Origin of the sequence: Binatus sp. (SeqCode) (assembly GCF_049584895.1) — a bacterium.
GTDB lineage: Bacteria > Desulfobacterota > Binatia > Binatales > Binataceae > Binatus.
In genome coordinates this window covers 1-11327 of sequence record NZ_JBAUYR010000010.1, presented here as the reverse complement: position 1 = coordinate 11327, position 11327 = coordinate 1, and the positions used below count along the sequence as shown (strand labels likewise).

The 11327-nt window shown below is 59.9% G+C and carries 11 protein-coding genes; 6 read left to right on the top strand and 5 right to left on the bottom strand.

Annotated features, from left to right (window positions below):
- Positions 1-171 precede the first annotated feature (171 nt).
- Positions 172-318 carry a hypothetical protein gene (locus WB650_RS02325; protein ID WP_422304184.1) on the top strand — a complete coding sequence of 49 codons (147 nt, stop codon included), beginning with the start codon at positions 172-174 and terminating at the stop codon, positions 316-318.
- Between the two features lie 19 nt (positions 319-337).
- The gene (locus tag WB650_RS02320) at positions 338-1516 is read left to right on the top strand and encodes an iron-containing alcohol dehydrogenase (protein ID WP_423959273.1); all 1179 of its coding nucleotides are present in this window, start codon (positions 338-340) and stop codon (positions 1514-1516) included.
- Positions 1517-1687: 171 nt separating this feature from the next.
- Here WB650_RS02320 and WB650_RS02315 read toward each other — a convergent pair whose 3' ends face one another.
- Positions 1688-2026 carry a hypothetical protein gene (locus WB650_RS02315; protein WP_422304186.1) on the bottom strand — a complete coding sequence of 113 codons (339 nt, stop codon included), beginning with the start codon at positions 2024-2026 and terminating at the stop codon, positions 1688-1690.
- A gap of 345 nt (positions 2027-2371) precedes the next feature.
- On the opposite strand from WB650_RS02315, the gene WB650_RS02310 reads away from it, so the two are divergent.
- The gene (locus WB650_RS02310) at positions 2372-3094 is read left to right on the top strand and encodes a hypothetical protein (RefSeq protein ID WP_422304187.1); all 723 of its coding nucleotides are present in this window, start codon (positions 2372-2374) and stop codon (positions 3092-3094) included.
- Here WB650_RS02310 and WB650_RS02305 read toward each other — a convergent pair whose 3' ends face one another.
- Positions 3095-4537 carry an APC family permease gene (locus tag WB650_RS02305; protein ID WP_422304188.1) on the bottom strand — a complete coding sequence of 481 codons (1443 nt, stop codon included), beginning with the start codon at positions 4535-4537 and terminating at the stop codon, positions 3095-3097. It abuts the gene before it with no gap.
- A gap of 128 nt (positions 4538-4665) precedes the next feature.
- Here WB650_RS02305 and WB650_RS02300 point away from each other — a divergent pair, with 128 nt between their 5' ends.
- From WB650_RS02300 to WB650_RS02290, 3 genes are all read left to right on the top strand, one after another.
- Positions 4666-5232, top strand: a complete 567-nt coding sequence (locus tag WB650_RS02300) for a hypothetical protein (RefSeq protein ID WP_422304189.1) — start codon at positions 4666-4668, stop codon at positions 5230-5232.
- 567 nt (positions 5233-5799) lie between these two features.
- Positions 5800-6036, top strand: a complete 237-nt coding sequence (locus WB650_RS02295; RefSeq protein WP_423959271.1) for a hypothetical protein — start codon at positions 5800-5802, stop codon at positions 6034-6036.
- Between the two features lie 46 nt (positions 6037-6082).
- Entirely contained in the window at positions 6083-6598 is a 516-nt protein-coding gene (locus WB650_RS02290; RefSeq protein ID WP_423959269.1) for a Rid family hydrolase, read from the top strand.
- A 75-nt stretch (positions 6599-6673) separates the two neighbouring features.
- On the opposite strand, the gene WB650_RS02285 is transcribed toward WB650_RS02290, so the two are convergent.
- The 3 genes from WB650_RS02285 to nuoL form a co-directional block, all read right to left on the bottom strand.
- Positions 6674-8170, bottom strand: coding sequence for an NADH-quinone oxidoreductase subunit N (locus WB650_RS02285; protein WP_422303419.1), 1497 nt, complete (start codon positions 8168-8170; stop codon positions 6674-6676).
- Positions 8167-9738 carry an NADH-quinone oxidoreductase subunit M gene (locus WB650_RS02280; protein ID WP_422303418.1) on the bottom strand — a complete coding sequence of 524 codons (1572 nt, stop codon included), beginning with the start codon at positions 9736-9738 and terminating at the stop codon, positions 8167-8169. The genes WB650_RS02285 and WB650_RS02280 overlap by 4 nt, the downstream gene beginning before the upstream one ends.
- Positions 9735-11327, bottom strand: a 1593-nt coding sequence (nuoL, locus tag WB650_RS02275) for an NADH-quinone oxidoreductase subunit L (protein WP_423959267.1), incomplete at its 5' end; no start/stop codon positions are given. The genes nuoL and WB650_RS02280, both read right to left, overlap by 4 nt.

Genomic DNA, 11327 nt, shown 5'->3' with positions numbered 1-11327 from the left:
TGATTTTCTGGTCCATGCAAATCCAGGAAAGAATCACAGGCTGAAGCCTGTGCCACGTTCGTTCGCACTCTGAAGGTACAGCGTGACAATGAACCATCGCGGCTACATGAAATGGTTCAAGTGGATGGTGGTGCTCGCCGCGTTCGCAGCCGCAGGACTGCGCCTTGGGCTATGGAACATCGATTCGCCGACGCCTCGAGCGGCGAATCTTCCGGCGAGACCTTCAGCTTCCAGGCGCGCCCACTCTACGAAAAGCTTGACTATAAGGTCTTTGGCACTCTCGAGAATCATCCTAAGGGACATAGCCAGCACTACTGAGGAGCAAGGAGAGAATTAAATGGACAAGACCGCTGGCGAATACCATTTTACGCGGCTCGAGACGGTTGTCTTCGGCGCGGGCAAAGTCGAATCACTCGGACGCGAATTGTCGCGCCGCGGATCAAACCGTGCCCTGATCGTTACCGGCAAAACGCTCGGCCGCTCGAAGTTGCTGGACAAGGTTAAGAGCGCCGCAGGCTCCGCGCTGGCTGGAGTGTTCACCGGCGCGGAGCAGCACGTGCCTTCGCATACCGTCAATGAACTGGTCGCCGAGGCGCGCCGGGTCGGCGCCGATTCGATGGTGAGCTTCGGCGGCGGCAGTCCAATCGACACGGTGAAGAACGCGGCGTGGCAGTTGATGGGCGGACGCGCCGGTTCGCGAACAATAGATTTCAGCGCAGGCGCCGCAGAATCGGGAAGGGGCGGCGATATTCTGCATATCGCGATACCGACCACGTTATCAGCGGGCGAGTTCACACCCGGAGGCGGCGTCACCAACGAATCGACCAAAGTGAAGGGCGGAGTTGCCGACCCGCGCCTGCAGGCCAAGGTGGTGATTCTCGATCCTGCCCTGACGATAGAAACGCCGGCGTGGCTGTGGGCGTCAACCGGGATGCGCGCGCTCGATCATGCGGTGGAAGGTTCGTATTCGACGCGGCACCAGCTGGTTACCGATACGCTCGCGACCAAAGCGATCGAGTTGCTGAACGCGCATCTGCTGCCGTCGCTGCAAATGCATGGCGACGACGAACTCGAGCATCGCATGCGATGCCAGCTCGCCGCATGGCTCTCGATTTTCGGCATGTCGAATACCCGCGGCGGAATCTCGCACGCGCTGGGGCATCAGATTGGCCCGATGTGGAACGTCCCGCACGGCGTCACCTCGTGCATCACGTTGCCGCATGTGATGCGCTTCATGGCGGAAGTCGCCGCGGACCGCTTCGGCCCGATCGCGCAAGGATTCGACCTGCGCTTCGACCCGCGGAGTCCACGCTCGTCGGCGGTAGAATGCGCCGATCGCATAGCCAAATTCATCGGCAAGTTCGAAGTCCCGACCCGCCTTCGCGACGTAGGCGTGCCGCGCGAAGAGATCTCGCGAATAGCAGGCACCGTCCTCGAAGAAGTGAAGCGCGCGAACACGGTAGGCGTCGAGGTAACGCTCGAGCAGCTGGTGGGCATCCTCGACGCCGCGTACTGAGGCAAAGGAAAGTGCGAATCAGTTCCACTTTTTTTGTGTCATTCTGAGCGAAAGCTGCTGTAGCGAAGAATCTCGACGGACGCTCTGGCGTCCGGCGCTATCAGGCAGGCGCGCTACGCGCGAGATCCTTCGCCGCAGCGGCTCAGGATGACACGAAAAGGAGAGTGCCCCTTACGGCAACGTTGGGCCGACGTCGTGGGAGTATGGGGTTTGCTGAGTTATCCCCCATTGCGATCCAGGCAGGTTGGGCAGCGGCGTGTCGCTTGGGGCGTTGGGGCCATCAACTGTAATATCGCCGCCGCCTGGAATCGGAATCGTCACGGTGTCCGGGTTGGTCAGGTCGTCCGGCGCGGGCATCGGAAGGTCGGTCGGAGATTGATAGCTGCTGGCGGTGTCGCCGTACGAGGCGTCGGGAACGGGAACCGCGCCTTCCTGCGCGCGCGCGATTCCGGCCGCGAACAGCAGCGTCGCGGCAATTGCGAATACGCGTTTGGCGTGTCCTAATGACATCGCGATCGATTGTTACACGCACCGCATTGGAATGCATCCGGGGTGGCGCGTGCGCCAACATGATCGTATCAACTGACTAATGTGTGTCTTGAGCGTCCGGCTAATCAGCGAGCAGTCGCGATGAAATAGCTTGGAGCAGCAAACCTACGCCGCGTGAATCTTCCTCAGCCATATTGACTTTGCGCGCTCCGGCTGTAGCTTTCATAGCTGCAAGTGTCGTCGCCTGTAGCTTGTGCCTCGTTGCGCAGGCAAAGTGTTACACGGGAGAAAGACGAGGCTGGGGACAAACAGTAGCTATTTCTTCACCGGTTACGCGAAATTTGCTGAGATGGCCAAGGTGATCTGATGCCTGCATGCGGGCAATGCGGCAAAGATAACCCGGAAGGCACAGCCTTCTGCGGATACTGTGCGACTCCGCTGATCGCGTCGGGTAGCGATCCCGGATCGTCGTCGACGCCGGGCGGCAAGCCGATTGTCTCGCCTCAGATACGTGGGGGCTCGTCGCCAGCGCCCAAGCCCTCCAAGCCTGAAATTCGCACTCCGACATTCCATACTCCGTCGTCGAGTGGCGGAGGCGGCAGGGGCAAGGGCGGATTCGAGCTGCTGCCATGGAACGAGCTTTCCTCAAATCAGAAGGCGGGACGCGTCGTCGCCGGCATTGTCGTATTATTTCTGATTTTTTTCTTCTTCCGAACAATTTTGCGCGGCTTGGTCGGTGGGCGCGGGACGATTCAACCCGCACCGTCGGCAGATGGCTCGAACGCTCCGATTACCGAAGGCGACCGCAAAGACGGAATCGAATCGCTGTGCAAGGTATTTCAGATATACGGGCTGCCCAAGAACGACCACGACGCGACCGACGCGGCGCACAACGCCGCTGAACTGTTCAAACTCGCCGGGAATCAGTCGCCCGAGCGCAGCAACTACATCCTGACGTCGATTGTTGGAGAGTTCCGCAGCGGCAAACTGGGTCAGGCCAACTGCGCGGACGCGGGCGCACCGCTCCCAACAACGGAAGAAACTCCCGACAATTCCAGTCCCGACATCCGGCGAGATAGCAGTCAGTAACTATCCGCGGGCAGATCGGTCACGAGTTGTCCAGTAGTAGATCGGCACGCCGCTCAGCGCGATCAGCAATCCCGGCCAGGTGAAGCGCGGCTTCAGGATCAACAGATCGATCATCAGCGCCGACGCCGCGATGACGTAGAGCGCCGGCACAATCGGATAACCCCACGCCCGGTATGGACGAGGCGCGTCGGGGAGCCGGCGCCGCAGCACGAAGACGGCAGACACCGTCAGCACATAAAACATCAACTGCGCGAAGATCACGTAGTCGAGCAGCTCCGAGTACGTGCCCGTCAGCGTGAGGACCGCCGCCCAGACTCCCTGCATGACGAGTGCGACCGCGGGCACGCTCGCACGATTGAGGCGTCCGGCCGACGCGAAGAATACGCGGTCCTGCGACATCGCGTAGATGACGCGCGCGCCCGTGAGGATCAGTCCGTTGGCGCATCCGAAGCCCGAGATCATCACGAGGATCGCAGTGAGCTTCGCGCCCGCGCTGCCCCACACTACTTGCATCGCTGCCGCGGCGACGCGGTCGCTCGACGCATGCGCAATTCCGCGTCCCACGACGCTCGCGGCGTCCGCCGATCCCGACGCCGGCAGCTCGCACAGGTATGCGATGTTGGTGAGAATGTAGAGCGCGATGACGACCCCGGTGCCGAACGCGAGCGCCAGTGGCAGATCGCGTTTAGGGTTGCGGACCTCGGCCGCAACGAAGGTGGCGCTCGCCCATGCGTCGGCTGAGAACAGCGCACCGACCATCGCGGCCCCGAATATCCCGGCTCCCGCTATGGACATCGAAGGAGTGCCGAAGAACGCGGTCGAGCTGCCGAAGTTTGCGTGGAGCGCGACCGGATTCGGCAGCAGCACGCATCCTACGGCGACGATCAAGCACAGCGAGAGAAGTTTCGCGGTGGTGAAGGAGTTCTGCAGCCATTTCCCCATGTTGAGGCCGCGCAGGTTGGCCGCCGTGAGAAGAGCGATCACTGCGATCGCGCCGGCCCGTTCGCCCGACAATCCCGCGCCGCCCGCGCCGAACCATAGCGTCGATCCGAACACCGGCCACATCACGCCCGCGAAGCGCGCAAACGCAACCGCGACCGCGGCGATCGTCCCGGTCTGGATGACGAGCAGGAGCGTCCAGCCGAACATGAACGCCCACATCCCGCCGTATGCCTCGCGCAGGTAGACGTACTGCCCGCCCGCCTGCGGCATCATCGCAGCGAGCTCGCCGTACGCCAGCGCACCCGCGATCGTCATCACGCCCGCGACCAGCCACACCATCAGCAACGTGAAGGGAGTTCCGACCTGGCGCGTGATATCGGCGGAGACGATGAAGATGCCCGATCCAATCATCGATCCGGCAACCAGCGTCACCGAATCGAACAAGGAGAGCCCCGGCTTCAGCTGCTCCGATGAAGGGGCCGGTTTAGGAACCGTCGCCATTGGCAACGCATGGTAGCAGTCCCCGCAGGCGCCCGCATCAGCATACCGAAAGTAGAGTCCACATTGATCTGATCACCAACCGGACCTAGTTTGAGGATCCAGAAAAGATCTGCGACGGGAGACGACGAATGCCGACAAAGAAAAAACCGTCAACACCCAGGAAGCCTGCCAGGAAAGATCCCGCGCTCAGGCAGGTCGCGCAGTTGCGCAAGACCGTCAAGGAACTGCGAGTCAAGCTCGAGCGCGAGGCCAAAGCGCGACAGATTGAGGCTCGCGTCAAGAGCGAGGCGCAAAAGGCGCGCGCGCAGCTCGCCTCGCAGATTACGGCGCTGCGCGATCAGGGTCGCAAGCTCGCCGCAAATCTGAAATCCGCGCTCGGCGACGCGAGCAAGCGCGACGCCGCCCGTCAGCAGGCGCTCGCAAAAATCGCGGATCTGAAAGCTGAGTATTCGAAAAAGACGGCGGACCTGAGGTCTCAGCTATCGCGCACGACAACGGAACTGGCACGAAAATCCGAAGAACTGAAAAAGCTCGCCGGAGAAGCTGCCCATCGTGCAGTCGAAATAATTCGCAGCGACGAGCCCCAGACAGCACCCGAACCCCCAATGGGTGGAAGCTCCGAACTGGTCAAGGAAGTCTCGCCCCAGGAAATTGAAGACCGCGGAGATGACAAGGAACCGGATGAAGAGCAATAGATCCGGCGATTGCCAACCACTGCATCCGGGTCAGGGATTCGGCGGATTCTTCCCGATCGGCGCCGCAGTCGGCGGGCTTCCCCGCGCGCCGACGGCTCTAGACGGCGCGCGGGAACCCGCTCAGGAAACGATCTGAATTACGGCGCAGCCGGGCTAGCCGCAGCACTTGCGGCGTCGCTGGCCACAGCGCTGGACGCCGCGGCCCCTGCATCGCTAGCCGCGGCCGCAGGCGCGGCCGCAGAAGCGGCAGCGTCAGGGGCGGGAGCCGTCTCTTCGGATTTATTGCAAGCCGTCACGAAGAACATCGAAACTAGTGCTAGAAGCAGGACCTTGCGCATCGCTTTCTCCTTGGTTGCTCGGTGCTCAGTTGAGCTCGGAAACTCGAAACGGGGCAAGAATACGATAGGTGCGGCATAACTTCAAGCGCGCATTTCGCGCTTTAACATGCATTTATTTTCGCACAGATTCGTAGTTTTAGGCGAGAAATTTTTTGACTATTTCGTAGGCATCTGTATGATTTAACCTTATTTCGCCGTCTTTTGGGGCGGATGAGGTGGAGGTAGTTGGGTGGAAGATCGGCGCATTATTTTCGCGGGCGCCAGGCTCGCAAGTCGACACAATTCTCAAATCGTCGAGCATGAACTCGACATGGTGCGAAGTGCGGAGCGTCCCGTGGCGGGCGTCCCGACGCTGATGCGAATTCGCAACTGGCTGATGCCGTCGGGACGGCTGACGGCGCCGCCGATGCGCTCGGTGGCGCGACAACTCGAAGAAGCCTACCCAACCCGCGACATCCCGGTGTAGAATTTCGCGCGGGGCAACCACTTCGCGCGCGGCGCGGGAAATTAAGATGAGCGCGATCTCGCGAATCTCGACCAATACGCCGTGGGAGCCAATCGTTGGCTACTCACGGCTGGTGCGGGCCGGCGACATTGTCGCTGTTTCGGGCACCACCGCCACCGACGATCGCGGGCTGATCGTCGGCCCCGGTCAGATGTACGTGCAGGCGCGCCAGGCTCTCGAAAATATTCGCACCGCGCTCGAGCGCGCGGGCCTCTCGATGCATCAGGTGATTCGCACGCGGATGTTCATCACCGACATGACTCGTTTTGCCGACGTCGCCCGCGCGCACAAGGAATTCTTCGCCGACTCGCCTCCCGCATCGACCGTCGTCGAAGTGCGGCGCCTCGCAAATCCCGACATGATGATCGAGATCGAAGCCGACGCCTACGCAGGCACCGCCAACAGTCAGACCGCGACTGCAAAGCCGCAACCGACGGTCAAGCCAAAACCAAAGCCGGTAGCGACGCCCGCATCGAAATCCACAAGAAAGCCGCCATCCAAAAAGCCCGCTCGCCGCAAGTAGCGAAGAGACCGAAGTCATCCGTGACTTACCTTCTGTTCCCCTCTCCTCAAGGGAGAGGGGTTAGGGGAGAGGTGCTCACGGATCAAACGCCGCGGTATGTATTCCCTCGGCGCCGCTAGCGGAATGAAATGCGTTCGCCGCCGATGCCATATACGGCTCCGGATAAACGCCAATCAGAATAGTAGCCAGTGCCGCAAGTCCAATCGCGGCGACCAGCGCGGGACGACTACTCAGTCGCTGCACCTCCAGCCCGCCCTCCTGCATATACATCGCGACTAATACATAAAAGTAGTAATAGGTAGCGACTACACTATTGAGTACTGCGATTATTACCAGTCCGGTATATCCCTGGTGCAATGCTTCGCTGAAAATGTAGAACTTGCCAACGAAGCCGGCCAGCGGCGGAACTCCCGCCAACGACAACAGGAAGATTGCCATCGCGCCGGCGAGCAATGGCTGACGCGACGCCAGTCCGCGAAAGTCGCTGATCAGATTGCCCACTTCGCCGCGACGTTCGAGCGCGATTACCACTGCGAACGCGCCCAGATTCGTGAATGCGTACCCGAGCAGGTAGTACAGAATCGCCGGACCCGACTGCACTCCCGCCGCCATGCCCAGCAGTAGATAGCCGGCGTGCGCGATCGCCGAGTATGCGAGCATCCTTTTGATATTGGTCTGCGCGACGGCGATCAGATTTCCAACCGTCATCGTAAGCGCCGCTACCACCCACAGCACCGTCTGCCAGTGCGCTCCAACGGATTCAAAATCGACCAGGAACACCCTGATGAACGCGGAGAAAGCCGCCAGCTTCACGCCCACCGCCATGAACGCGGTCACCGGCGTCGGCGCGCCTTCGTAAACGTCGGGCGTCCACATGTGAAACGGCACCGCTGCGACCTTGAAACCGAAACCGATCACCATCATGCCGATTCCGAGCAGCAGCAGCGGATTCGATCCAAGCGCGCCCGAGGCCAGCGCGTCGTGAATCGGGCCGAGCTTGATAGATCCGGTCGCGCCGTAAACCAGCGCGATTCCATAGAGCAGGAACCCGGTTGAGAACGCGCCGAGCAGAAAATATTTTATTGCCGCTTCGTTCGATTTCGCGTTGCGGCGCATCATCCCGGCCAGCACGTAAACCGAAATCGACATGGTCTCGAGCCCGAGAAAAATTACGATCAGATCGCCCGCGGTCGCCATCAACATCATGCCGAGCGTGGAAAACAGCAGCAGCGCATAGTATTCGGCGCCCGCAATATGGTTCTCGGCGGCGTAGTCGAGCGACATCATCACCGTGAACATCGCCGCGATTAAAATCACCAGCTCGAAAAATGCCGAAAAGCTGTCGATCGAGATCGCGCCCGCAAAAGCGATTCCGTTCTGACCTACGATTCCAAGCGTGAACACGAACGCCACGCCCAGCGACGCGAGTGTCACCAGGCCCAGCCCTTCGCTCTCGCTGTCGTCGACACGCACTCCCACCAGCAGCACGACCATCGCGGCCACCGCAATGATGACCATCGGCAGGATTGGCAGCCAGACGAAGTTGATTGCGGCGAGATTGAAAGGACTCATCGGATCGCAGCCGCAATTTCAGGTTCGTGATTTAACCTTGGCAGAGTGGCTATTCGCTTCAGCTGTCGTTCATGTTCGAGCTGAGCTTCCGCGAAATTTGCCCGCGACAACATCGCAGTCACCGATGGCTCCATGCGGCTGATGATCGGACGCGGAAAAAGCCCCATGAACAGCATCAGCGCGATCACCGGTACCATCACCGCGATCTCGCGGCCGTTCAGATCGCTTATGGTTTCGTTAACCGCCTTGACGATCGGCCCGAACATCACGCGCTCGTAGGTCCACAGCATGTAGAGCGCCTCGAGGATGACGCCCACGACGGCGATAACTACGGCCAGCCTGATTCGAATGAACGCGCCAAGCATGATCAGGAACTCGCCGACGAAACCGTTCAACCCGGGCAGACCAATCGACGAGAGCATCACCACCATAAAGATCGCGGCATAAACCGGAACGCTCTTCCACAAGCCACCGAACTCGGAAATCTCGCGCGTATGACGCCTCATGTAGATCATCCCGATCAGCAGGAATAGTCCGCCGGTGGAGACGCCGTGATTGAGCATCTGGTAAATCGCGCCGTCGATGCCCTGAGGATTCAGCGCGAAAATTCCAAGCATCACGAAACCCAAATGACTAACCGACGAATAGGCAATCAGCCGCTTGATATCGGGTTGCATCATCGCGACCAGCGCTCCGTAAATTATCCCGACTACCGCCAGCGCCATGAACAACGGAATCGCCTCGACCGCGACGGTCGGGAACAGCGGAATCGCGAAACGCAGAAAGCCATAGGTGCCCATCTTGAGCATCACGCCTGCCAGTATCACCGAACCCGCGGTGGGCGCGTTGGTATGAGCGTCAGGCAGCCACGTATGCAACGGCCACATCGGCACCTTGACCGCGAACGCAACCGCGAACGCCGCGAACAGCCAGCGCGCTTCGCTAGCCGTCAGCGGAACCTGGTATAGCAACGGCAAATCGAAGCTGGTGCGATTGAAATGCACGTGCGCCTGGTACACCAGGTACAGGATGCCGACCAACATCAGCAGCGACCCGACCATCGTGAACAATACGAACTTGATAGCGGCGTAGATCCTGCGGCCGTGCCCCCAGATGCCTATCAGGAAGTACATCGGAATCAGCATCACTTCCCAGAACATGTAGAACAGAAACAGATCGATCGAGAGCAGCGTGCCGAGCAGGCCGGTCTCAAGCACCAGCATGAAGAAACAGAACTCGCGCGGACGCTCCTCGATATCCCCGCCGCCCGAATAGAGGATCGACAGACTAATCAGGATAGTAGTCAGTAGAACCAGAAACAGGCTAATGCCGTCGATACCAATATGGTATGAGATGCCGAATGTGGGTATCCAATCGTACTGCTCGACGAATTGGTAGTCCGCGCTCTGCGGATTGAACTCATACAAAACATAGAAGCTGAGCGCGAGTGGAAGCAGCGAGAAGATGAACGCGGAATTCCAGATAGCGCGCTCTTCGCTCTGCATCAGGATAAAGAGCGCGCCGATCAGCGGCAGAAAAATCAACGCTGTGAGCACACCGCCGCTCATCGCCCGGTCACCAGGAACACGTAGTAAGCCACGATCCCCAACGCGCCCAGCAGGTAAACGAATGCGTAGTGCTGGACGTTGCCGGTCTCCGCCCGCCGCGCCACCTGTCCCGAAGTCTGGACGGCAAGGCCGGCGCCCTCTGCGGTGCCGTCGATCACATAGCTGTCGATCGCGCGGTTGAGCACGTTGTCCGAGATCCAGAACAGCGGTCGCGTGACGATCAGGTTATATAGGTCGTCGATGTAGTACTTATTGAGTAGCAAGTCGTACGCTGGCTTCAGTCGCCATGCCAGCAGGAACGGAATCCCCGGCAAGCGAATATAAAATACGTACGCGAGCGCGATCCCGACAATCGAGACGATCAGCGGCAGGTAAAGTGAAATCGAACTCGCCTCCAGATGCGGCGTGAAGGTGCCGACCGCCGGCTCGAGGAATCGTACGAAGGCGTTTCCCCACAGCAATCCGCCGGGAAGATTCACCCATCCGCCGACCGTCGACAGAATAGCCAGTACGATTAGCGGAATAGTCATTACGGCAGGCGATTCGTGGATGTGATGTTCTTTGTCGGAGTCGACCCGCGAGTCGCCGAAAAACGTCATGAAGATCAGGCGGAACATGTAGAACGACGTGAGCCCGGCGGTGATCACGCCGACAATCCACAGCGAGATGTGCCCCGACTCGTACGCGGCCTCGAGAATCAGATCTTTGGAGAAGTAGCCGGAGAACGGAGGTATCGCGGAGATTGCGAGCGTCGCGATAAACATCGTCAGGAATGTGATCGGCACCTTCTTCCGCAGCCCGCCCATCTTGTTCATGTCCTGCTCGCCGCCGAGCGCGTGCATTACAGAACCGGCGCACAGGAACAGCAGGCCTTTGAAGAACGCATGCGTCATGACGTGGAAGATTCCCGACGCATACGCGCCCGATCCGACGCCGAGAAACATGTAGCCGAGCTGGCTGATAGTCGAGTAGGCGAGCACCTTCTTGATGTCTGGCTGGACGATCGCGATGCTGGCGGCGAACAATGCGGTTAGCGCCCCAACCGTCGCCACCAGGTCGAGAGTGCTGGGCGTCATCGAGAACATAAACCCGAGTCGCGCGATCATATAAACGCCGGCGGTGACCATCGTCGCCGCGTGGATCAATGCGCTGACGGGAGTCGGGCCGACCATCGCGTCCGGCAGCCATACGTAAAGCGGAATCTGCGCCGACTTACCGGTCGCACCGATGAAGAGCAGGAAGGATGCTGCAGTCGCGCCCGCGCCGCCGAGCAGGGCAGCATTGTTGCGAAGTTCGACGAAGTTGAGCGTCCATACACCGTGCGCGCCGAGCGTCCCGACGATCGTGAACATCCCGAGCAGAAAGCCCGCGTCACCAATTCGGTTGACGACGAACGCCTTGCGGCCGTTATAGGCGTACTGAGGATTGGTGTACCAGAATGCGATTAGCAAGTAGGAGCATAGCCCGACGCCCTCCCACCCTACGAACATCATTAGTAAGTTGTCCGCAAGAATGAGTATCAACATCGATAGTGCGAACAGGTTCATGTAGGTAAAGAAGCGCGCGAAGTCTTCGTCGTGCGCCATGTA

Coding starts and splice junctions, on each gene's coding strand:
- WB650_RS02315 (WP_422304186.1), bottom strand. CDS start 2,026: ATGTCATTAGGACACGCCAAACGCGTATTCGCAATTGCCGCGACGCTG.
- WB650_RS02290 (WP_423959269.1), top strand. CDS start 6,083: ATGAGCGCGATCTCGCGAATCTCGACCAATACGCCGTGGGAGCCAATC.
- WB650_RS02280 (WP_422303418.1), bottom strand. CDS start 9,738: ATGAGCGGCGGTGTGCTCACAGCGTTGATTTTTCTGCCGCTGATCGGC.
- WB650_RS02285 (WP_422303419.1), bottom strand. CDS start 8,170: ATGAGTCCTTTCAATCTCGCCGCAATCAACTTCGTCTGGCTGCCAATC.
- WB650_RS02305 (WP_422304188.1), bottom strand. CDS start 4,537: ATGGCGACGGTTCCTAAACCGGCCCCTTCATCGGAGCAGCTGAAGCCG.
- WB650_RS02325 (WP_422304184.1), top strand. CDS start 172: ATGGAACATCGATTCGCCGACGCCTCGAGCGGCGAATCTTCCGGCGAG.
- WB650_RS02300 (WP_422304189.1), top strand. CDS start 4,666: ATGCCGACAAAGAAAAAACCGTCAACACCCAGGAAGCCTGCCAGGAAA.
- WB650_RS02320 (WP_423959273.1), top strand. CDS start 338: ATGGACAAGACCGCTGGCGAATACCATTTTACGCGGCTCGAGACGGTT.
- WB650_RS02310 (WP_422304187.1), top strand. CDS start 2,372: ATGCCTGCATGCGGGCAATGCGGCAAAGATAACCCGGAAGGCACAGCC.